4 protein-coding genes are annotated in these 24,304 nt (G+C 75.1%); 1 reads left to right on the top strand and 3 read right to left on the bottom strand.

Annotated features, from left to right (window positions below):
• Nucleotide 1: 1 nt before the first annotated feature.
• From ABZ898_RS06775 to ABZ898_RS06765, 3 genes are all read right to left on the bottom strand, one after another.
• Nucleotides 2-7,510, bottom strand: coding sequence for an amino acid adenylation domain-containing protein (locus tag ABZ898_RS06775; protein ID WP_361653551.1), 7,509 nt, complete (start codon nucleotides 7,508-7,510; stop codon nucleotides 2-4).
• Complete coding sequence (locus tag ABZ898_RS06770; protein ID WP_361653549.1) at nucleotides 7,507-21,783, bottom strand: amino acid adenylation domain-containing protein; 14,277 nt, start codon at nucleotides 21,781-21,783, stop codon at nucleotides 7,507-7,509. Before ABZ898_RS06770 ends, ABZ898_RS06775 begins: the two co-directional genes overlap by 4 nt.
• A gap of 398 nt (nucleotides 21,784-22,181) precedes the next feature.
• Complete coding sequence (locus tag ABZ898_RS06765) at nucleotides 22,182-22,400, bottom strand: MbtH family protein (RefSeq protein ID WP_361653547.1); 219 nt, start codon at nucleotides 22,398-22,400, stop codon at nucleotides 22,182-22,184.
• Between the two features lie 666 nt (nucleotides 22,401-23,066).
• Here ABZ898_RS06765 and ABZ898_RS06760 point away from each other — a divergent pair.
• A complete protein-coding gene (locus ABZ898_RS06760) occupies nucleotides 23,067-24,293 on the top strand; it encodes a cytochrome P450 (RefSeq protein ID WP_361653545.1) in 1,227 nt (408 codons plus the stop codon).
• The last annotated feature ends 11 nt before the right edge of the window (nucleotides 24,294-24,304 follow it).

Genomic DNA, 24,304 nt, shown 5'->3' with positions numbered 1-24,304 from the left:
CTCACCGCCTGCCCGCTCCCCCTCCCCTCGTGGGCGCGGGCAGGAAGCCCGTGTCCTGGAACCAGGTGAGGTAGCGGGTGAGCACCTCGTCGGTGACGGGCGGCCGGTGGACACCGAGGGCGGCCGCGGCCTTGTCGGTCTGGTGGGAGTCGAAGCGGCGCCGGTCCGTCGTCTCGTGCCGGGTCCGCGGCTCGTCGCCGAGGAAGAGCTGGGCCGCGTTGGCCGGGTCGGCCGCGACGCGGGCCCGCCAGTCCTCGGCGGACACGGTCGCCACCTCGTGTCCGAGGCGTCCGGCCGCCCGGAACACCCGCCCCAGGTCCGGGGCGTCCGGGCTGGTGTGGTGATACACCTCGCCGCCCGTCTGGACCGACCCGGCGAGCGCCACGACCGCCCTGCTGACGTGGTCCACGGGAACCCAGTCGGTGGTGCCGTACGGCAGGTCGGGCACGGCCTTCGCCTGGAGGCAGCCCTTGATGAGCTGCCAGAGCAGGTCCCGGTCCTGGCAGGCGCCGGTGACGGTGTCGCCGCTGATCCGGCCGGGGCGGTGCACGGTGACCGGCAGACCGCGTCCGCGGGCGAGCCCGACCAGGCCCTCCGCGACCCACTTGCTCCGGGCGTAGCCGTCGGGCAGCGCGGACGGCGGACCGGTCGGGGTGGCCTCCGTGACGGTGACGGGGTCGGGGCCGCTCACCGGGGCGAAGACGCTGGTGGTCGAGACGTAGTGCATGCCGGGTGAGGCCGAGTCGGCGAGCAGCCGCAGGAGTTCCTCGGTGCCCGCGACGTTGGGGGCGCGCAGATCGCCGTATCCGGCGGCGAAGTTGACGCGTGCGCCGTTGTGCAGGACCGGGCCGAGACGGCGGACGAGCGCGGCGCGGTCCCGGTCGGTCAGGCCGAGGCCGGGGGCGGCGAGGTCGCCGGGCACCGGGTTGACCAGGGTCTCGTAGCGGGGCTGCCAGAGGCCGTAGTGCTCCAGGTTGGCGCGCAGCCGCTCGGCGGCCCTGCGGGGGTCCTCGGCGCGGACCAGGCAGTCGACCGGGCCGTCGGTGCTCTCGATGAGGTCCCGCAGGAGGAACGCGCCGAGGAACCCGGAGGCGCCGGTGAGCAGCGGGCGCGCGGTGGGCCGGGCGGTGCCCCGGGCGGTGGCCGTGATGTCCGGCGCGAGGCGGACCTCGGCGGCGAGGTCGGGCCCGCCGCCGTACCCCTGCTCCCCCGGCGTGCGCTGGAGCAGGCGGGCCACGCCCTCCACGGTCGGCGCGGCGAAGAGGTCCCGCAGGGACGGGCGCCGGCCGCAGCGTTCCTCGATCCGCTGGGCCAGGGTGACGGCGAGCAGGGAGTGGCCGCCGAGGGCGAAGAAGTCGTCCGTGACGCCGACCTGGGGCACACCCAGCGTGTCCGCGAAGGCCGCGCACAGCTCGCGTTCCAGGCCGGTGCGCGGGGCGGTGCCCTCGCCGGGAGCGGACTGCTCGGGCGCGGGCAGGGCCTGCCGGTCGGTCTTTCCGTTGGGGGTCAGGGGCAGGGTGCCGAGCGTGACGTAGGCGGCCGGGACCATGTGGTCGGGCAGGGTCTCCGCGAGCCGGGCGCGCAACTCGGCGCTCTCCGGCACCTGTCGGCCGTCCTCGGCGACGGTGTAGGCGACCAGGCGGCGGTCGCCGGGCCGGTCCTCGCGGACCGTCGCGCAGGCCGCGGCTACGCCGGGCAGCGCGGTCAGGGCGGCCTCGATCTCTCCCAGCTCGATGCGGAAGCCGCGCAGTTTCACCTGGTCGTCGACGCGGGAGACGTAGACGAGCTGGCCGTCGTCGGTCCAGCGGGCCAGGTCGCCGGTGCGGTACATGCGGCCGCCCGCGCGGTCGAAGGGGTTGGCGACGAACCGGGTCGCGGTGAGCGCGGCACGCCCGTGGTAGCCGCGTGCCAGGGCCGCGCCGGAGACGTACAGCTCACCGGCCACGCCGGGTGGTACGAGGGCCAGCCGGTCGTCCAGGACGTGGACGCCGGTGCCGTCGACGGGGACGCCGATGGGCACGGTGTGGCCGGGGGCGTGAGGGCCGTCGGCGTGCTGGAAGGCGCTCATGGTGGCGCAGACGGTGGTCTCGGTGGGGCCGTAGGCGTTGACGAGGTGCCGGTCGCGGGCCCAGGTGTGCACGAGGTGCGGCGGGCACGCCTCTCCGGCGAGGGCGATGGTGGTGCCCTCGGGCAGGGAGCCGGGCGGCATCACGGCGAGCGCGGCGGGCGGCAGGGTGAGGTGGGTGGCGCCGCGTTCGCGGACGGTGGCGGCAAGGGCGGGGCCGGGCAGCAGGGCGTCACGTTCGTCGATCTCCAGGCAGGCCCCGGTGAGCAGGCCCATGACCATCTCCCAGAACGCGGCGTCGAAGCTGACGGAGGCCAGGTGCAGCACCCGGTCGCCGGGGCCGACCCGCAGCCGCTCGGCGTGGGTGCGGGCCAGCGCGCCGACGCCCCGGTGGGTGACGACCACGCCCTTGGGCAGGCCGGTGGAGCCGGAGGTGTAGATGACGTACGCCGGGTGCGCCGGGTCCGGGTCCGGGGCGGCGGGGACGGAGTCCGGGAGTCCGGCGGTGAGGTCGCCCACGTGGACGTGGGGCACCGGGAGTTCCGGCAGCCGTTCGCGCACCTCGGGGGTGGTCAGGAGCAGCCGCGGGCGGGAGTCCTTCACCATGTGGGTGAGGCGGCGCGCCGGGTAGTCGGGGTCGAGCGGGACGTAGGCGGCGCCGGCCTTGAGGACGCCGAGCAGGGTGACGAGGAGTTCGCGGGTGCGGGGCAGCGCGACGGCGACCCGGTCCTCGGGGCCGATCCCGCGGGCGGCGAGTCCGGCGGCGACGGAGTCGGCGAGGGCGTCCAGTTCGCGGTAAGTGAGCGTGGCGGTGGCGTCGCGGACCGCGGGCGCGTCCGGGGTGGCGGCCGCCCGGCGCCGGAAGAGGGCGGGCACGCTCTCTGGCCGGTCGGCGCCGGGGCCGGTGCCCCAGGCCGTGAGGCGGGCGCGGTCGGTGTCGGTGAGGACGTCGTAGGCGCCGAGCGGGCGGTCGGGGTCGGCGCTGACGGCGGCGAGCAGCCGGGCGAGGCGTTCGCCGAGGGCCTGGACGGTGGCCGGGTCGAAGAGTTCGGTCGCGTAGTCGACGGCGGCCCGCATGGCGCCCGGCGTGCCCTGGTCGTCGTGGGTCTCGGTGAAGGTGAAGGACAGGTCGAACTTGGCCACGTCCAGCGCGACCGGCACCGGGTCGACGGTGAGGCCGGGCAGCTCGACCGGGGCGGCCGGGCCGTGGTTCTGGAGCACCAGCATGGTCTGGAAGAGCGGGTGGTGGCTCTGCGAGCGTGCCGGGTTGAGGAGTTCGACCAGCCGCTCGAAGGGGAGGTCCTGGTGGGCGTACGCGGAGAGGTCGAACTCCTTCACCCGGTCCAGGAGTTCCCGGAAGGTGGGGTCGCCGGAGAGGTCCGTGCGCAGCACGAGGGTGTTGACGAAGAAGCCGACCAGGTCGGTGGCGGCCTCGTCGGTGCGTCCGGCGACGGCGGTGCCGAGGGGGATGTCCTCGCCCGCGCCGTGCCGGGAGAGCAGCAGGGACAGGGCGGCCTGGAGAACCATGAAGACACTGCATCCGCCGGCGCGGGCGAGGTCCGCGATCCGGCGGGCGGTCGCGGCGTCGAGGGTGAAGCCGTGCGTGGCGCCGGCGTGCCGGGGCACGGCGGGACGCGGCCGGTCCCACGGCAGGTCGACCATCTCGGGCAGGCCGGCCAACGCCCGCTGCCAGTGCTCCAGTTGCCCGGAGAGCACGCTGCCGGGGTCGTCCTCGTCGCCGAGGAGGGCACGCTGCCACAGGGCGTGGTCGACGTGGTCGACCGGGGGCGCACTCCACTCCGGGGGCGCTCCGCCGAGGCGGGCCCGGTAGGCGGTGGCGAGGTCGCGGGTGAGGGGTGCGAGGGAGGAGCCGTCGGCGGCGATGTGGTGGATGACGAGGACCAGCGCGTGGGAGTCGTCGGCGAGCCGCAACAGGGTGGCTCGTAGCGGGAGTTCACGTTCGATGTCGATCGGTTCGGCGGCGGCCCGCGCCACGGCCCCGGTCAGTTCGGCCTCTTCGGCGCTCCGGACGGCGAACGGCACGCGGGCCGCGCCGGGTTCGGTGATGTGCTGGCGCGGGCCGTCCCCGTCGGCCGGGAAGAGGGTGCGCAGGGCGGAGTGCCGGGCCGTCACGTCGTCGAGCGCGGCGCGCAGCGCCTCCCGGTTGAGCGGGCCGGTCAGGCGTACGGCGAAGGGGATGTTGTAGGTGGCGGAGGGGCCGTCGAGCCGGTGCAGGAACCACAGGCGGCGCTGCGCGTAGGACAGCGGCAGCACCTCGGGGCGCGGCTGCGGGACGAGGGCGGGCCGGGCCGGGCGGTCGCCGTCGGCGAGGGCGGCGGCGAAGGACGCGACGGTCGGGTGCTCGAAGAGGGTGCGGATCTCGGTCTCGGTGCCCAGCGCGGTACGGACGCGGCCCACGAGCCGGGTGGCGAGCAGGGAGTGGCCGCCGAGGGCGAAGAAGTCGTCGTCGACCCCGACCTGGGACACCCCCAGTACGTCGGCGAACAGCCCGGCGACGATCTCCTCGTGCGCGCCGCGCGGCGCCCGTCCCCGTGCCCTCGCCTCCGTGGCGGGGGCGGGCAGCGCGGCCCGGTCCAGCTTGCCGTTGACGGTGAGCGGGAGGGCCTCCAGCGGCTGGATGGCGGAGGGCACCATGTAGGACGGCAGGCTGCGGCCGATGTGCGCGGCCAGCCTGCCGGGGTCCGGGGTGTGGCCGGGGGCCGGGACGACGTACGCGGTGAGGGTGCGGTCGCCGGGGAGGTCCTCGCGGACCAGGACGCAGGCGGCGCGCACGGACGGGTCGGTGCGCAGGACCGCCTCGATCTCGGCGGGTTCGATGCGGTGGCCGCGCAGCTTGATCTGCTGGTCGGCGCGGCCGGTGTAGTGGATGAGGCCCTCGCCGTCGCGGCGCACGACGTCACCGGTGCGGTACATCCGCGCGCCGTCGCCCTCGAAGGGGTCGGCGACGAACCGGGTGGCGGTGAGGCCGGGCCGCCCGAGGTAGCCGCGCGCCACGCCGGGTCCGGCGAGGTACAGCTCGCCCTCGGCGCCGGGCGGTACGGGGCGCAGGGCCGCGTCCAGGACGTGGGCCCGCATGCCGTCCAGGGGTCGGCCGATGGGGGGCATGCCGGGCGGGGCGCCGGCCGGGACGCGGTGGAGGGTGGCGAAGGTGGTGGTCTCGGTGGGTCCGTAGGCGTTGAGGACGGTGGTGCCGGGGTGGGCGGCGGCCAGCTGCTGGAGCACGCCGGGTGTGGCGGCCTCGCCGCCGGCCGCGGCCAGCCGGAGCAGGCCGAGGGCGCCGGGGTCGGCCTCGGCGATGACGTTGAACAGGGCGGTGGTCAGGAACGCCGCCGTGACGCCGTGCCGGGCGACGAGGTCCCGGAGCACGGCCGGCTGGAGGGTGCCCTCGGGGGCGACGACGATCCGGCCGCCGCTCAGCAGGGGCGTCCAGATCTCGAAGGTGGAGGCGTCGAAGACGTAGGCGGAGTGCAGCAGGACCGCCTCGGCCGCGCCGTGGTCCCAGGTGCGCTCGGCGGCGAGGGCGGTGATGTCGGCGTGGGTGACGCCCACCGCCTTGGGCAGGCCGGTGGAGCCGGAGGTGAACATGACGTAGGCGAGCCGGTCGCCGCCGGGGACGGACGGCAGGCCGCCGGGGGTGAAGGGGCCGCCGCTCAGGACGCGTCCGGCGCCGTCCACGGTGAGCACGGGGATGCCGAGCCCCCGTACCCAGGGGTTGTCCCGGGTGGTCCCGTCCACGACGAGGGCGCGCAGCGGGGCGGACTCGGTGACGCGGTCGAGGCGTTCGGCGGGCCAGCGCGGGTCGAGCGGGACGTAGGCGGCACCGGCGCGCAGGGCGGCGAGGGAGGCGGTGACCTGGGCCGGGGAGCGGCCGAGCAGGATGCCCACCCCGTCCTCGGCGCCGACCCCGGAGCCGGTCAGGGCCTTCGCCAGCCCGGTGGACAGCTCCTGGAGCTGCCCGTACGTCAGCTCCTCCCCCACGCCGGTGACGGCGACCGCGCCCGGGTGCCGTCCGGCCTGCCGGGCCACCGCGTCGGGAACGCTCACGTCGCGCACGTCCAGGCGGAGTCCGGCGCCGCGTCCCGCCGCGAGCAGCCGCTCCCGCTCCCCGTCCAGCAGCAGGGGCAGGCTGTCGGCCCGTACGTCGAGGCCCTCGGCCATCGTGGTGAGCAGGCGGCGCATGCGGGCCACGATCCGCTCGGTCTCGGTGCGGCCGAGCAGGGAGGATCGGTGGCCGAAGGTGATCCGCAGGCTGTCCTCGCCGGGGGCGATGGTGAGGGTGAGCGGGTAGTGGGCGGCGTCGGTGCCGTCGATCCCGGCGACGGTGAGGCCGTCCATGCCCTGCTGGGCGGTGCGCAGGGCCTCGGCGTCGAGGGGATAGTTCTCGAAGACGGCGAGGGTGTCGAAGAGTCGGTCGAGCCCCGCGGTGCCGCATATCTCGGTCAGGCCGACGTACTGGCTGCCCAGCAGCCGCCCCTGTTCCTCCTGGAGCCGGGTGAGCAGCGCGGCCAGGCTCTCGCCGGGCTCGGGGCGCAGCCGTACCGGGACGGTGTTGATGAACAGGCCGATCATCGTCTCGATGCCGGGTATCTCCGGCGGCCGCCCGGAGACGGTGGTGCCGAACACCACGTCGGAGCGTCCGGTGAGGTGGGCGAGGACCAGGCCCCAGGCGCCCTGGACCAGGGTGTTGAGGGTGAGCCGGGAGGCGCGGGCCGTCTCGCGCAGCCGGTGTGTGGTGGCGCGGTCCAGCTCCAGCACGAGCGTGTCGGGCAGTTCGGCGCCGTCCGGCGTGCCGCGCCCGGCGAGCAGGGTCGGGGTCTCCAGTCCGTCCAGCGCGTCCCGCCAGACGTCCAGCGCGGCCGCCCGGTCCTGCGCGGCCAGCCAGGCGAGGTAGGTGCGGTACGGGGTGACGCGGGGCAGCGTGGCGTCGTCGCCCCGGCGGGCGTACAGCTCGAACAGTTCGCGCACCAGCAGCGGGACGGACCAGCCGTCGAAGAGGAGGTGGTGGCCGGTCATCACCAGCCGGTGCCGGCCGGGCGCGGTCCGCACGAGGGTGAACCGGAGCAGAGGCGGGGTGGTGAGGTCGAAGCGGCGGGCCCGGTCCTCGGCGAGGAACGCGTCCAGCGCCCCGGGGCCGCCTGCCGGGGTGAGGTCCCGTTCCTCCAGCGGCACCGGGACTTCGGCGGCGACCGCCTGGACGGGCTGGTCGAGGTCCTCGTGGAGGAAGCCGACCCGGAGGTTGGCGTGGCGGCGCAGCAGGGTGCCGATGGCGGCGCGCAGCGCGGGGACGCTCACGGTTCCTTCGAGGTCGAACACGAACTGGGTGGTGTAGACGTCCACGGCCTGGGAGTCGTAGAGCGAGTGGAAGAGCATGCCCGCCTGCAACGGCGTCAAGGGCAGTACGTCCTCCAGCTGGAACCCGGTCACTTGCGTCCACCCCACTTGTTCTGAAGTCGGTCGATCTGGGCCTGGTCGAGGGAGACCAGGGGAAGGTCGGAGGGCGTGTAGCCGCCCGCGTCGGGCTGTTCGGCGTGTTCGGCGACGGCCCGCAGGGCGCGGGCGAAGGCGTCGGCCAGGTCCGCCACGTCCTCCTCCTTCAGCAGGTCGCCGGGCCAGGCCCAGCGGGTGACGAGGACGGGTCCGCCGGGGCGGTCCTCGGTGTGCGCGTTGATGTCGACGACGTGGTGGACGGGCATGTCCGGGTCCTGGCCGCGCGGCTGGCCGCCGTCGAGCAGCACCTCCCAGTCGCCCGTACTCCCGTCCGGAGCGGCGTAGCGGCCCAGGTAGTTGAAGCCGATCTGCGGGGCCGGGGCGGTGAGCCGGTCGCGGGTGGCGGGGTTGAGGTGGCGCAGCATGCCGTGGCCGACGCCGTGGTCGGGTATCGCCCTGAGCTGTTCCTTGACCTGCTTCACGGCGCGGTCGATCAGGGTCGCGTCGAAGCGTGCGGGGTCGAGGACACGGCCGGGTCCGGGGTCGAGGCGGACCGGGTAGAGGCTGGTGAACCAGCCGACGGTGCGGGAGAGGTCGACGTGGTCGGCGAGCTGCTCCCGGCCGTGCCCCTCCAGGTCGACCAGGACGGCGGTGTCGTCGGTGCGGGCGGTGCCCCGGTCCTCGCGCCAGGCGCGGATCGCCAGGGCGAGGGCGGTGAGCAGCACGTCGTCGACTCCGGCGTGGAAGGCGGCGGGCGCGGTGGTGAGCAGCGGGCCGGTCCAGCGGGCGTCCAGCCGGGTGGTGAGGGTCCGGGTGTGCTCGGCGGTGTCGCGCCGCGGGTCCAGCGGCCGGTGTCCGATGCGCGGGTCGGGGGTGTTCAGTACGCCTTCCCAGAGCGGGAGTTCGCGTTCGCGCTCCGCGGTGCGCGCCTGGGCGGCGAGGAGCCGGGCCCAGCTCCGGTAGGGCGTGGCGACGGGCGGCAGGGCCGACGGCGTCCCGGTGGCCGTCCGCCAGGCGGTGGCGAGGTCGGCGGCGAGCACGCGCCAGGAGACCGCGTCGACGGCCAGGTGGTGGACGACGACGAGCAGCCGTCCGGGCGTGTGCGGTCCGGCGTCGCCCCACACCGCCTCGACGACGTGGCCGTCGGCGGGCCGCAGCCGGGCGCGGGCCCCTTCGCCCGCCTCGGCGAGCGCGGCGGAGGCCGCCCGCGGGTCGAGGCCGGTGATGTCGAGCCGGGTGAGGCACTTGCGCGCGAGGACGGAGCCGGGCGGCTGCGCGTGCAGGAGCGGCTCGCCGTCGGCGGTCCGGACGACGCGCATCCGGAGCATGTCGTGGTGGTCGAGGAGGAGTTGGAGCGCCGCGGCGAGGGTGTCCTCGTCGGCGTCGTGCGGGGTGCGCAGCACCGCGGACTGGTTGTAGCCGTCCCGGGCGCCGGGCCGCTGGAGGAACCAGGCGGCGATGGGGGTGGGAGGCATCTCGCCGGTGCCCGCCTCGGCGGGCCGGGCGGGGTCCTCCGTGAGCGCGGTGGCGGCGGCCGCGATGGCCTCGGGGGTGCGGTGGAGGAAGACGTCGCGCGGGGTGACGGCGAGGCCGGCCTGCCGGACGCGGCTGACGAGCTGGATGGACAGGATGCTGTCGCCGCCGAGCGCGAAGAAGTCGTCGTCGGTGCGGACGGCGGGCGCGCGCAGCACGGAGGCGAACACCTCGCACAGCAGGCGTTCGCGCGCGTCACGCGGCTGCCCGCCCGGCCTGTCGGCGGTGGCACGCGCGGGGGCGGGCAGGGCGCGCCGGTCGGTCTTGCCGCTGGCCGTGAGGGGCAGCGCGTCCAGCCGTACGAAGACGGCGGGGGTCATGTACGGCGGCAGCACCTCGGCCAGCCCCCGGCGCAGCGCGTCGTCGGCGGGTCCGGTGCCCGCGCCGGGCACGACGTAGGCCACCAGGCGCCGCTCGCCGGGCTGGTCCTCGCGTACGACGGCGCAGGCGGCGGTGATGCCCGGCTGGGCGGCGAGCGCGGTCTCGATCTCGCCGAGTTCGATCCGGAAGCCGTTCAGCTTGACCTGGTCGTCGGCGCGCGAGACGTAGGTGAGCAGGCCGTCCGCGTCGCGCCGCACGAGGTCGCCGGTGCGGTACATCCGGGTTCCGGCGGGCCCGTGCGGGTCGGCGACGAAGCGGGTGGCGGTCAGCCCGGACCGGTTCAGGTAGCCGCGCGCCAGCCCCTCGCCCGCGAGGTACAGCTCGCCGGTGACGCCGGGCGGTACGGGCTTCAGGCGGGCGTCGAGGACGTGGGCGCGGACGTTGTCGACGGGGCGCCCGAGCGGCACGCTCCCCTCGGTGCCGGTGTCGTCGCCGGTGTGGTGGTGGGCGGTGGCGTCGATGGTGGCCTCGGTGGGCCCGTACAGGTTGTGCGGCTCGGCACGCCAGGCGTCCCGGACCCGCCGGGCCAGGGTGCGCGGCAGGGGTTCGCCGCCGCACAGGACGGCCCGCAGGGTCGTGGGCGCTTGTCCGCCCGAGGTCTCGGCGAGGATCAGCGAGAGGTGCGAGGGCACGAACTGGGCGATGGTCACGCCCAGTTCACGCGCCCTGCCGAGGAGTCCGGCGGGGTCGTGGTTGAGGGCGGCCGGCACCGGGCAGGTGGAGCCGCCGTGCAGCAGGGGCAGCCAGGTCTCCCAGACCGAGGCGTCGAAGCTGGGCGAGGTCCGGGCGAGGACCCGGTCGCCGCCGTTGAGGGAGAGGTGGTCCGCCATCCAGGCCATGTGGTTGGTGAGCGAGGCGTGGGTGACGACGACACCCTTGGGGCGGCCGGTGGAGCCCGAGGTGTAGATGACGTACGCCGCGTCGCGGGGGTCGGGCACCGTGGCGGGCGGCGCGGAGTGTCCGGTCGACCAGGCGGACCGGTCGTCCAACGCCAGCATCGGGAGGTCCAGTTGACGGCCCTGGACCCGGTGGGTGTGGGTGAGCAGGAGTACCGGGCGGGCGTCGGACAGGGTGTGGGCGATGCGCGCCTGGGGGTGGTCCAGGTCGAGGGGCAGGTACGCGGCCCCGGCCTTGGTCACGGCGAGCATCGCCGCGGCCTGGTCCGCAGTGCCCTCCAGCGCGAGCGCGACGAGGTCGCCCCGGCCGATGCCCCGGCCGCCGAGGTGGTGGGCGAGGTCGTCGGAGAGCCGGTCGAGTTCGGTGAAGGTGAGGGTGCGGTCGGCGCCGCGTACCGCGACAGCGTCCGGGGTGCGGGCGCACTGGGCGCGGAACGCCTCGGGGGCCGTCCGGGCCGCCACCGGGCGGACCGGTCCGAGCGCGGCCCGTTCGAGCCGCTGCCGCTCCTCGGCGCCCAGCACGTCGGCCGCGTGGACCCTCGTGTCCGGTGCGGCCGCGAGGGCGGCGAGCAGCAGGGTCAGCCGGTCGGCGAGGGCGCGGGCGGTGGGGTGCGTGAACAGCTCGGTGGAGAACTCCAGGGTGCCGTCGAGCCCCGCGGGGTGCCCGGCGGTGTCCTCGGTCTCGGTGAAGGTGAAGGTGAGGTCGAACTTGCTGATGCCGGTGCGCACCGGCTGCCCGGCGACGGTGAGGCCGGGCAGCTCGATGTCGGCGCCGGCCGTGTTCTGGAGCACCAGCATGGTCTGGAACAGCGGGTGGTGGTTCTGCGCCCGGTCCGGGCTGAGGGCGTCCACCAGGCGCTCGAAGGGCACGTCCTGGTGGTCGTAGGCGGCGAGGTCGAACTCCCGTACCCGGTCGAGGACTTCCTCGAAGGTCGGGTCGCCGGTGAGGTCGGTGCGCAGGACGAGGGTGTTGACGAAGAAGCCGACCAGGTCGTCCAGGGCCTCGTCGGTGCGCCCGGCGACGGCCGTGCCGAGCGGGATGTCCTCGCCCGCGCCGTGCCGGGACAGCAGTACCGACAGGGCGGCCTGGAGCACCATGAAGAGGCTGCACCCGCGGGCGCGGGCGAGCGCGGCCAGCGCCTCGTGGGTGCGGGCGTCCACGGTGAAGGCGAACGCGTCGCCGCGGTGCTCGGTGACGGCCGGGCGGGGCCGGTCGCCGGGCAGTTCCAGCAGCTCGGGCGCTCCGGCCAACGCCTGCCGCCAGAAGTCGAGTTGCCGGGCGGCCCGGCTGTCCGGGTCCTGTTCGTCGCCGAGCAGCGCGTGCTGCCACAGGGTGTAGTCGGCGTACTGGACGGCGAGGTCGGTCCAGCCCGGCTCCTCGTGCGCGAGCCGTGCGCGGTACGCCTCGCCGAGGTCGCGGGCGAGGGGCGCGAGGGACCAGCCGTCGCCCGCGATGTGGTGCAGGACCAGGACGAGCACGTGGGTCCGGTCGCCGAGCCGCACCAGCCGGGCCCGCACCGGCGCCTCGGTGCTCACGTCGAAGGCGTGGGCGACCTCGGCGGCGAGCACCTCCTCCAGGCGGGCGGGCTCGGTGTCGCGGGGGGTGAGGTCGAGGTCGGCGGCCCAGGCGTCGAGGACCGACTGCCTGGGCACGCCGTCGGTGTCGGGGAAGACGGTGCGCAGGCTCTCGTGGCGCTGGACCACGTCCCGCAGCGCCCGCTCCAGCGCGTCGGCGTCCAGCGGGCCCTCCAGTCGCAGTACGAGGGGCACGTTGTAGGTGTCGCTGGGCCCCTCGAACCGGTTGAGGAACCACAGCCTGCGCTGGGCGGAGGAGAGCGGCAGCGGCTCCACCCGGTGCTCGGCCCGCTCCAGCGGCAGCCGTGCCACCTCGGCGCCGTCGAGAACGGCGGCGAGCGCGGCCGGTGCCGGATGCTCGAAGAGGGCCTTGACGGGGACCTCCACGCCGAGCACGGCCCGGACGCGCGCGGTGAGCCGGGTGGCGAGCAGGGAGTGGCCGCCGAGCGCGAAGAAGTCGTCGTCGGGGCCCACGGTGTCGAGGCCGAGCACGTCGGCGAAGAGGCCGCTGAGGATCTCCTCGCGGGCGGTGCGGGCGGGCCGCCCGCTCACCGGGGCGTGCTCGGGGACGGGCAGCGCGCGCCGGTCCACCTTGCCGTTGGGGGTGAGCGGGAGCGCGTCGAGCAGGACGAGGGCGCCGGGCACCATGTACGCGGGCAGCGACCGGCCGACGGTCCGGGCGAGTTCGCCGGGGTCGGGGCGGGCGCCGCTGGCCGGGACCACGTAGGCGACCAGGCGCCGGTCGCCCGGGGTGTCCTCGCGTACGACGGCGAACGCGTCCGCGACGCCCTCGCAGCAGGCGAGCGTGTTCTCGATCTCGCCCAGCTCGATGCGGTAGCCGCGCAGCTTGACCTGGCCGTCGGACCGGCCCACGTAGGCGATGTGGCCGTCCGGGGTCCAGCGGACGAGGTCGCCGGTGCGGTACATCCGGCCGCCCGCCGCGTCGGACGGGTCGGCGACGAACCGTGTGGCCGTCAGGCCGGGGCGGCCCGTGTAGCCGCGCGCCACACCGTGTCCGGCGAGGTACAGCTCCCCCACCACGCCCGGCGGTACGGGACGCAGCGCGTCGTCGAGGACGTACAGGCGCATGCCGTCCAGCGGGCGGCCGATGGGCGGCGGCCCGGCGGGCAGGTCGGCCGTCACGGGGTGCCGGGTGGCGAAGGTGGTGGTCTCGGTGGGGCCGTACACGTGCAGGACGCGGGTGTCGGGCGCGAGGGCCGCGACCCGCTGCATGGCGTCCGGGGAGGCGAGTTCACCTCCGGCGCACACGAGCCGCAGGCCGGTGAAGGCGCCGGGGTCGGTCTCGGCGATCACGTTGAACAGGGCGGTCGTCATGAAGACGGCGGTGGCCCCGTGGGTGTGGACCGCGTCGTCCAGGGTGCGGGCGTCCAGGACGCCTTCGGGTGCGACGACGATCCGGCCGCCGTGCAGCAGCGGGGCCCAGATCTCGAAGGTGGAGGCGTCGAAGACGTACGCCGAGTGCATCAGGACGGCGTCGGCGGCGCCGTCCCGCCAGGCGGAGTCGGCCGCGAGCGCGGCCACGTCGGCGTGGGTGACGCCGACGCCCTTGGGCAGGCCGGTGGAGCCGGAGGTGAACATCACGTAGGCCAGTGCCGCGGGGTCCGTCACCGGGACCGGGCGGCCGGGGCGCTCCGGCCCGCCGCGCAGGACGCGGCCGAGCCGGTCCAGCACGACGACCGGTGTCCGCTCGGCGGCCGCGCGCACCCAGGGCGTTCCGTGGGCCTCCTCGTCGACCAGGAGGACCTTCACCCCGGCCGCGCCGGCGACCTGGTCGAGCCGTTCCCCGGGCCAGCGGGCGTCCAGCGGGACGTAGGCCCCGGCGGCGCGGACGGTGGCGAGGGAGGCCGTCACGACGGCCGGGGACCTGCCGAGCAGGACGCCAACGCCGGTCTCGGGGCCCACGCCCAGGCCCGCGAGGACGGCGGCGAGCCGGGCGGAGAGGTCGTCGAGTCCGGCGTAGGTGAGGGTGCCGTCCTCGGCGGTGACGGCCGCCGCGTCGGGGGTGCGCCGGGCCTGGGCCGCGAACAGCGCGGGCAGGACGGCGGGCCCGCCGGTGGCGGGCAGCGCGCGGCCGGTGCCCCAGCGGGCGACGCGGGTGTGCTCGTCCGGGGTCATCAGGTCGTGCTCGGCGACCGGCCGTCCGGGCTCGGCGGCGACCCGCTCAAGCAGGCGCAGCAGCCGGTCCGCGAGGCTCTCGACGGTGCTCCGGTCGAACAGGGCGGCGGCGTACTCCACCCCGGCGCCGAGACCGCCGTCGCGGTCCTCGGTGAAGGCGAAGGTGAGGTCGAACTTGCTCAGCCCGTTGTGGACGAGGCGGTCCTCGACGGTGAGGCCGGGCAGTTCGGGGCGGGTGCTCTCCTGGTTCTGGAGCACCACCATGGTCTGGAACAGCGGGTGGTGGTCGCGGGCGCGGACCGGGTTGAGGTGCTCCACCAGCCGCTCGAAGGGCACGTCCTGGTTGGCGTACGCGGCGAGGCCGAACTCCCGTACCCGCACGAGGAGTTCGCTGAAGCTCGGGCGGCCGGAGAGGTCGGTGCGCAGGACGAGGGTGTTGACGAAGAAGCCGACCAGGTCCTCCAGCGCCTCGTCGGTGCGGCCCGCGACGGGTGACCCGAGCGGGATGTCGTCGCCCGCGCCGTGCCGGTGCAGCAGGGTGGCCACGGCCGCCTGGAGCACCATGAACAGGCTGCTGCCCGACTCCCGCGCCAGCCGCAGCAGCCGCTCGTGCAGCCCGGCGGGGATCTCGAAGGCGTGGACGCCGCCCCTCGGGTCGACGGCGGCCGGGCGCGGCCGGTCCAGCGGGAGGTCGATCAGTCCGGGCATCCCGGCGAGCGCGGTGTGCCAGTGGTCGAGCTGGCCACGCAGCACGGTGTCGTCGCCGTCGTCCTCGCCGAGGAGGGAGCGCTGCCAGAGCGTGTAGTCGGCGTACTGCAGCGGGGTGCCGACGGTGAGCCCCGGCTCGGTGCCCTCCAGCCGGGCCCGGTAGGCGGCGCCGAGGTGGCGGGCGAGCGGGGCGAGGGACCAGCCGTCGCCCGCGATGTGGTGCACGACGAGGACCAGCACATGGTGTCCGGGCGCGGAGCGCAGCAGCGTGGCGCGCAGCGGCAGGTCGCGGGTGACGTCGAACGGTTCGCGCACGGCGTCCAGCACGGTGGCGTCCATGTCGGCCGGCGCGATGCTGGTCACGGGCAGTTCGGGTGTGGCCCGCGCGGCGGGCAGGACGGTCTGGCACGGTACGCCGTCCCGCTCGGAGAAGAGCGTGCGCAGCGCCTCGTGCCGTTCGATCACGTCACCGAGCGCGGCGCGCAGGGCATCGGGGTCCAGGGTGCCGTCGAGTTCGAGGACGAGCGGGATGTTGTACGTGGAGCCGGGGCCCTCCAGCCGGTTGAGGAACCACAGACGCTGCTGGGCGTACGACAGCGGCAGCGGCTCGGGCCGGGCGGACGCGGGCAGCACGGCGGGGCGGGCCCGGCCGGGGGTGTCCAGCGCGCGGGCCAGGGCGGCGACGGTCGGGTGCTCGAAGAGGGTGCGCACCGCGACCTCCGCCCCGAGGACGGCGCGGACCCGGCTGACGACGCGCATGGCGAGCAGGGAGTGGCCGCCGAGGTCGAAGAAGCTGTCGTGGGGGCCGACGGCGGGGCGGTCCAGGACGTCGGCGAAGATCCCGGCGAGCAGTTCCTCCTGCGGGGTGCCCCGGACGGGTCCCGCCGGGGTCGCGTCGTCCTCCGCGGGGCGGGGCAGGGCGCGCCGGTCCACCTTGCCGTTGGGCAGCAGCGGCAGCGCGTCGAGGACGACGACCACGCCGGGCACCATGTGGTGCGGCAGCGTCTCGGCGAGGTCGTCGCGCAGCGCCGTGGCGCGCGGCGCCCCGTCGGCGGTGACCGCGTAGGCCACCAGCCGGCGCATGCCGGGGTCGTCCTCGCGGATGACGGCGCGGGCGGCGGTGACGCCGGGGCGGGCGAGGAGGGCGGCCTCGACCTCGCCCGGCTCGATGCGGAAGCCGCGCAGTTTGACCTGGTCGTCGGCGCGGGCCACGTACTCGATGAGGCCCTGCCGGTTCCACCGTACGAGGTCGCCCGTGCGGTACATGCGGGCCCCGGCGGTGTCGAACGGGTCGGCGACGAAGCGGCCGGCGGTCAGGCCGGGGCGGCCCAGGTAGCCGCGCGCGAGGTTGGGTCCGGCGAGGTACAGCTCCCCGGTGACACCGGCCGGGACGGGGCGGAGCCGGGCGTCGAGGACGTGGGCGCGCATGGTGTCGACCGGGCGGCCGATCGGGACGGTCTGATCGGCGGAGCCCTCGCCGTGCGCCGGGACGCGGTGGGCGGTCGCGTCGATGGTGGCCTCGGTCGGGCCGTACAGGTTGTGCGCCTCGGCGTGCCAGGAGCGGGCGATGTCGTCGGCGAGGGCGCGCGGCAGCGGTTCGCCGCCGCACAGGACGGCGCGCAGCGCGGGTACCGGCGCCGCGTCGGCGGCCTCGGCGAGGACCAGCGCGAGGTGCGAGGGCACGAACTGGGCGACGGTGACGCCGAACCGGCTCATCCAGCCGACCAGGGCGTTCGGGTCCTGGTTGGCGCCGTCGGGCAGCACGCACACCTCGGCGCCGTTCATCAGCGGCAGCCACAGCTCCCACACGGAGGCGTCGAAGCTGGTGGAGGTGCGGGCGAGGACCCGGTCGTCCGGGGTGAGCGACAGGTGGCCGGCCATCCAGGCCATGTGGTTGGCGAGCGCTCCGTGCGGCACGGTCACGCCCTTGGGGCGGCCGGTGGAGCCCGAGGTGTAGATGACGTACGCCGGGTCCGCGGGGTGGTGCGGGCGGGCCGGTGCGTCCGCCTCCGGGAGCGGGCGGGCGGGGTCGAGCCACGGCAGGCCGGTGTGCGGGAGCGTCGCGTGGACCTCGCCGGTGGTGAGGAGCAGGACCGGGCGGGCGTCGGCGAACATGTGCCGGACGCGGGCGGCCGGGTAGCGGGGGTCGACGGGCAGGTAGGCGGCACCGGCGCGCAGCACGGCCAGCATGGCCACGACCGTCGTGGCGGACGGGGGCAGGGCGAGCGCGACCAGGGTCTCGGGGCCGGCGCCGCGTTCGCGCAGCGCGTGGGCCAGCGCGTCGGCGCGGGCGTCGAGTTCGGCGTAGGTGAGGCTGGTGTCCGCGTCCCGTACGGCGGTGGCGTCGGGGGTGCGGGCGGCCCACCGGCGGACCGCTTCCGGCGCGGTGGTCGTGGGCAGGGGGCGACTGGGGCCGTGGCCCTGGGCGAGGAGCCGGTCGCGTTCGCCGGGGCCGAGCGGGTCGAGGTCGCCGACGGCGCGGTCGGGGTGGCCGACGGCCTCGGTGAGGACGCGGGCGAACCGCTCGCACAGGGCGCGCGCGGTGGCCTCGTCGAAGAGGTCGGTGGCGTACTCGAGGTGGCCGCCGATGCCCTGGGCCGGGCCGGTCCGGCCGGCGGACTCCCGGTGCTCGGTGAGGGAGAAGGTCAGGTCGAACTTGCTGATCCCGGTGTGCCCGGAGCGGTCGCGGCTGGTGATGCCGGGCAGGTCGATCCCGGCCCGCTCCTGGTTCTGCAGGACCAGCATGGTCTGGAAGAGCGGGTGGTGGTCGCCGGAGCGCTCGGGGTTGACCGCCTCCACCAGCCGCTCGAACGGGATGTCCCCGTGCCCGAACGCGGCGAGGTCGAAGTCCTTCACCCTGCCGAGGAGTTCGCGGAAGGTCGGGTCACCGGAGAGGTCGGTGCGCAGCACGAGCGTGTTGACGAAGAAGCCCACGAGGTCGTCCAGCGCCTCGTCCGCGCGCCCGGCGACGGCGGTGCCCAGCGGGATGTCGTCCCCGGCGCCGTGGGCCCGCAGGGTCACCGCGAGCGCGGCCTGGAGCACCATGAACGGGGTGCAGCCGGCCGCGCGGGCGAGCCGGACCAGCGCGGCGTGCGCGGGGGCGGGCAGTTCGAAGGGCACCGCCCCGCCCCGGTGGCTGGGGACGGCCGGGCGGGGCCGGTCCAGGGGCAGTTCGAGCAGGTCGGGCGCCCCGCGCAGGGCTTCGCGCCAGTAGGCGAGCTGCCGCCCGGCGAGGCTGTCCGGGTCGTCGTCCTCCCCGAGCAGCCGCCGCTGCCACAGGGCGTAGTCGGCGTACTGGACGCGCAGCGCGGGCCAGTCGGGGGTGTCGTCCCCGGCCAGCCGGGCGCGGTAGGCGGCGCCCAGGTCGCGGCAGAGCGGGGCCAGGGACCAGCCGTCGGCGACGACGTGGTGCGGGACGAGGACCAGGGTGTGCCGGCCGGCGCCGAGCCGCAGCAGTCCGGCGCGGAAGGCGACGCCGGCCGCGAGGTCGAAGGGGGCGCCGGCCAGCGCGCGCACGGCCGCCTCGGCGCTCCGCGGGTCCGGGGTGTCCTCCACGGCGAGGGGGACCAGCTCGGCGGCGGTGCCCGCCTCCAGGATCACCTGGTGGGCCACCCCGTCCTCCTCGGCGAGGACGGTGCGCAGGCTCTCGTGCCGGGCGACGACGTCGGCGAGGGCGCCGCGCAGGGCGTCGGTGTCCAGCGGGCCGTCGAGGTCGAGGACGAGCGGGACGTTGTAGGTGTCGCCGGAGGTCTCGGCGCGGTTGAGGAACCACAGCCGCCGCTGCGCGAAGGACAGCGGCACCGTCTCGGGCCGGTCCTGCGGGACGAGCGCGGGGCGCGCCTCGCCGGAGGTGTCGAGCACGGCGGCGAGGGAGGCGACGGTGGGGTGCTCGAAGAGGGTCCGCAGGCCGAGTTCGGCGCCGAGCGCGGTCCGTACCCGTCCGGCGAGCCGGGTGGCGAGCAGGGAGTGGCCGCCGAGGGCGAAGAAGTCGTCGTCCGTGCCGACCGCGGACACCCCGAGCACATCGGCGAACAGGCCCGCCAGCACCTCCTCGTGGGCGGTGCGCGGGCCGCGTCCGGCGCTCACGGAGGCGCGGGGCGCGGGCAGGGCGCGGTGGTCGAGCTTGCCGTTGGCGTTCAGCGGCAGCGCGTCGAGCAGCACGAAGGCGGACGGCACCATGTAGGCGGGCAGCGCGCGGCCCACGGTGCGGGCGAGGGAGGCGGCGTCCGGGGCGGTGCCGGGTTCCGGCACGACGTAGCCGACCAGGCGCCGGTCGCCGGGCATGTCCTCGCGGACCACGACGCGGGCGGCGCGGACGGCGGGGTCGGTGAGCAGGGTGTTCTCGATCTCGGCGGGCTCGATGCGGAAGCCGCGCAGCTTGACCTGCCCGTCGACGCGCCCGGCGTACTCGATGCCGCCGTCGGCGCCCCAGCGGGCGAGGTCCCCGGTGCGGTACATGCGGGCACCGGCGGCACCGTGCGGGTCGGCGACGAAACGGGTCGCGGTGAGCGCGGCCCGCCCCTGGTAGCCGCGGGCCACGCCCCGGCCGCTCACGTACAGTTCGCCCACCACGCCGGGCGGCACGGGGCGCAGGCGGTCGTCGAGGACGTAGGCGTCCATGCCGTCCAGGGGCCGGCCGATCGGGGGCACGCCCGCGGTGCCGGGTTCGACCTGGTGGCGGGTGGCGAAGGTGGTGGTCTCGGTGGGCCCGTACACGTGCAGCACACGGGTGCCGGGAGCGCTTCCGGCGACCTTCTGGAGCAGGCCGGCCGCGGCGGCCTCGCCGCCGGTGGACACCAGGCGCAGGCCGGTGAAGGCGGCCGGGTCGGTCTCGGCGACGAGGTTGAACAGCGAGGTCGTCAGGAACAGCGAGGTGACCCGGTGCCGCTCGGTCATGTCGCGCAGCACGCGCGGTTCCAGGCCGCCGGGAGGCGCGACGACCACCCGGCCGCCGTTCAGCAGCGGCACCCATATCTCGAAGGTGGAGGCGTCGAAGACGTACGCGGAGTGCATCAGCACCGCGTCGGCGACACCGTCCCGCCAGGCCGCGTCGGCGGCCAGGGCGAGCACGTCGGCGTGGGTGACGCCGACGCCCTTGGGCAGACCGGTGGAGCCGGAGGTGAACATGACGTAGGCGAGGCGGTCGCCCCGCAGCGCTCCGGGCGGGCTTCCCGGGCGCTCCGGGGCGCCGCGCAGGAGGGTGCCGCGCTCGTCCACGACGAGGACGGGGAGCGTCGCGGCCGCCCGTCCGACCCACTCCGCGTCGGCGGTGGCGGCGTCCACCACCAGGGCGCCCACCCGGGCGGTCCCGGCGACGCGGTCCAGCCGTTCGGCGGGCCAGGAGGCGTCCATCGGCACGTAGGCGGCACCGGCGCCCACCGCGCCGAGCGTGGCCGTCACGACCGCCGCCGAACGGTCCATCAGGACGCCGACGCCGTCCTCGGCGCCGATGCCCCAGCCGCTGAGCGCGCCGGACAGCGTGTCCGCGGCCTCGGCCAGCTCGCGGTAAGTCAGGGTGCGGTCACCGGCCACGACGGCAGGCGCGTCGGGGGTACGCAGGGCGCGCGCCGCGAACGCCTCCGGGAGCGTGGTGTCCTCGGGCGGCAGCGCCGTGCCGCGCCCCTGCGCGAGCACGGCGGCGGTGGCGGTGTCGTCGAGCAACGGCAGTTCGGCGAGCGGGGTTTCGGCGTCCGCCGCGGACAGCGCGGTCAGGAAGGAGACGACGGCCTGCTGGTGCAGCCGCACGTCGTCAGGGTGGTACAGCTCGGGGTTGGTGTCGAACCCGATCAACGGGCCCTGTCCCTCGGAGCGTTCGGAGACGAAGAGGGAGATGTCGTCCACCGGGCCGATGGACAGCAGCCGTGAGGTGGCGGGGCTTCCGGCGAAGTCGAGGCCGTACTCGAAGCCCATGATGTTCACGACGACGTCGGTGAGACGCGCTCCGTCGGCCATGTTCAGCTCGCGGGCGAGCTGTTCGCGGGAGAAGCGGCGGTGGCGCAGCGCGCCGCGCATCTCGGCGGCGACGGAGCGGACCAGGGCGCCCACCGTCATGCCGGGGGTGACGGTCAGGCGCAGCGGCAGGATGTTGGAGGTCATGCCGGCGACGTGGCGCATTCCGGCGTGGCGGCCGTGGGAGGCGAGCCCCACCCGGACGTCGGTGGTGCCGGTGACGCGGGCGACGTAGGCGGCGACCGCGCTGACGACGACGGCGGTCCAGGTGGTGCGGCTGTCGCCGGCCAGTCGGCGCAGCTCGTCCAGGACGGTGACGGGAAGGGTCTCGCCGGAGTGCAGCTGGACCGGCGCGCCGTCGGCGGGCGGGTCGGTGCGGCGGCGGATGAGGGGCGCGGCGGCGCGGCTGTCCGGGCCGTCGTCCGGGGTGTCCTCCGCCGGGTCGGTGAACCTGCCAGTCCAGTAGGCGCGTTCGGCCTCCAGGCGGCCGGAGGCGCGATGGGCGCTCTCCTCGGCCACGAGCTCGCGCAGGGATGCGCCGGTGGCCTCCGTGCCGGCCGTCTCCTCGCCGCGTACGGCGCGGGTGTAGAGGTCGGCGACCGTGCGGGCGATGAGGGCGCCGCTGAGGCCGTCGACGGCGATGTGGTGGTAGCGGACGTACCAGTAGTGCAGTTCGGGGCCGAGCCGGAGCAGGGCGAAGTGGTGCCGCGGGGCTTCCAGCCGGTCGACGGTGGCCATGTCGTCGGCCATGTACCGCTCGGCCTCGGCGGCGGGGTCGTCCGCGCCGCTCAGGTCGACCCGGCGCAGTCGGCCGGGGGCGTCGGGGCCGGGGCGGACCACCCTTTGGTGAATCGTTTCACCGTCAGTGACGAACTCCAGGTGAAGACTGTCCTGGAGGGCCGTGGCCCGGTCCACCGCGGCGGCGAATAAGCGCTCGTCGAGGCCGCCCCGGATCTCCAGGCATTCCCCGATGTTGTATTTGGGGCTGTCCGGATCGACCAGTTGCCCATACCACACACCCTGCTGAGCGGCGGTCAGTTCGAACGATTCCCGGGACGTCACGGCGAACGCTGCCGAGCGGTTTTCACGCATGCGGAATCAACCTTTGGGGAGAGGTTTCGGGGACGGTGAGGAAATCGGGGGCGGAACGAGCGCACGCAGGAGCGGTCCACCCCGTGACGTTTCCGTGACGGAGAAAAGAAGAAAGCGCGTATGCGGGTTTTCGGGGGCGGCCGCACCGCCCTTGCCCGGGCGGGCCGTCGGGAGCGGCCCGCCGTATCCACGCGCGTCGACCGCACGACCTGGCAGGCTCCCGCGGTCGCCGTGAGCGGGAACGGGAACCCGCGCGAGCGGCTCGCCGGCCACGACGGGCGGCCGCCACCTCAGCACCGCGGGCCCTTCGGGCGAGAGCGGCGCCCGAGGGTGAGCGGAGCGGAGGGATACCGCGCGACCAGGCATGACACCCCGGGCACACCGGGGCAACGAAGGGCCTAGCCGGCGTCGGCCGCCATCGCCCGCACCAGGCTCGCGGGGCGCATGTCGGTCCAGGCCGCCTCGATCGCGTCCAGACACTCCTGCCGCGACCTCTCCGGGCCGTCGGCGCGCCAGCCCCCCGGCACGGCGAGAGTCGCCGGCCAGAGCGAGTACTGACCCTCGTCGTTCACGAGCACCAGGAACTTGCCCGACTCATCGTCGAACGGATTCACCACGACGCCCCCCTAGGCAGCACGTACATCAGTTTGTTTTCCGAAGCGCCGCGCAATACCCGCCCGCGCGGCCCCCCGGCCGTCTTGCCCGATCCGAACGCTGCATCAGATCGAACGAAGGAGCGAATCGCTCCGTCCCCGAGTCGACAGTGCCGCGCGGTCGGTCGGAACCAGACTGCCCGGACCCTGTCCATTCACACTCATCACACTAAGGGAAAGTACGCGTTCGAAGGTACTCGATCGTTTCATTACCCACGGGTACGAGAGCGCGAAATAGGGGCCATTGCTGCCGTGGGCATATGCCGAATCGAATTCAGGCACCACCATTGAGCCAATGAGTGCCCGAAGTGAGCGTTTCACCCCGCTATGAACCAGTCCGATCCGGCTGACCCCCCGCATGCGTCCCCGCGCTCTCACATGAGCACGCATGACGCCGCGCGAAGCCTCCGTGCGCCGACCGTGCGCCCCGTTTTCGGCCGCGCCGGCCCGGCCAGGTCTCCAGAACGGGGGACGGAGGCCGGAGAACCGACCGCACACCCCGCTTTCGGCCGACCGATTCCGGCCAGGGGGGCGCCCCCGCACCACGATCGAAACAACTGGGGGCTGTCATGACTGACGAATGATCAATAACCTTACGGAACACGTCATTCCCGGTCCCGACGGAGCATCATGACCACTGCGGCACAGATACCCGACATCCTCTCGCCCGAGTTCGCGGCGGACCCCTACCCCGTCTACCGCCTCATGCGGGACAAAGCGCCCCTCGTCTGGCACGAGGCCACACAGAGTTACATCATCTCGCGCTACGAGGACGTCGAACGCGTCTTCAAGGACAAGGCGGGAGAGTTCACCACCGACAACTACGACTGGCAGATCGAGCCGGTGCACGGCAAGACGATCCTCCAGCTCAGCGGCCGGGAGCACGCCGTGCGCCGGGCCCTGGTCGCCCCCGCCTTCCGCGGCCGGGACCTCCAGGAGAAGTTCCTGCCCGTCATCGAGCGCAACTCGCGCGAGCTGATCGACGCCTTCCGGCACACCGGCTCGGCCGACCTCGTCACCGACTACGCGACCCGCTTCCCGGTCAACGTGATCGCCGACATGCTGGGTCTGGACAAGGCCGACCACGCCCGCTTCCACCGCTGGTACACGGCCGTCATCGCCTTCCTCGGCAACCTGTCCGGCGACCAGGAGGTGGCCGCCGCGGGCGAGCGCACCCGCCTGGAGTTCGCCGAGTACATGCTGCCGATCATCCGCGCGCGCCGGGAGAACCTCGGCGACGACCTGCTGTCCGTGCTGTGCGCCGCCGAGGTCGACGGGGTGCGGATGAGCGACGAGGACATCAAGGCGTTCTGCAGCCTGCTGCTCGCCGCGGGCGGCGAGACCACCGACAAGGCGATCGCCAGCATCTTCGCGAACCTGCTGCGCCACCCCGACCAGCTCGCCGCCGTCCGGGCCGACCACAGCCTGATCCCCCGGGCGTTCGCCGAGACCCTGCGGTTCACCCCGCCGGTACACATGATCATGCGGCAGTCCGCGGGCGAGGTGAAGCTCAGCTCGGGCACCATACCGGCCGGGGCCACCGTCACCTGCCTGATAGGCGCCGCGAACCGGGACGAGAACCGCTACCGCGATCCCGACACCTTCGACATCTTCCGCGACGACCTCACCGCCACGAACGCCTTCTCCGCGGCCGCCGACCACCTGGCGTTCGCGCTGGGCCGGCACTTCTGCGTCGGCGCGCTCCTCGCCAAGGCCGAGGTCGAGATCGGTGTGGCCCAACTGCTCGACGCCATGCCGGACCTGCGGGCCGCCGACGGCTTCGAGCCGTCCGAGCAAGGCGTGTTCACCCGTGGACCCGAGTCCCTGCCGGTGCGGTTCACCCCCGTCACCGCCTGACGCCGTGCCGC

This window comes from Streptomyces sp. NPDC046860, from assembly GCF_040645115.1.
Classification (GTDB): Bacteria; Actinomycetota; Actinomycetes; order Streptomycetales; family Streptomycetaceae; genus Streptomyces.
This window is presented reverse-complemented; position numbering and strand designations above follow the sequence as displayed.

Coding starts and splice junctions, on each gene's coding strand:
- ABZ898_RS06760 (WP_361653545.1), top strand. CDS start 23,067: ATGACCACTGCGGCACAGATACCCGACATCCTCTCGCCCGAGTTCGCG.
- ABZ898_RS06770 (WP_361653549.1), bottom strand. CDS start 21,783: ATGCGTGAAAACCGCTCGGCAGCGTTCGCCGTGACGTCCCGGGAATCG.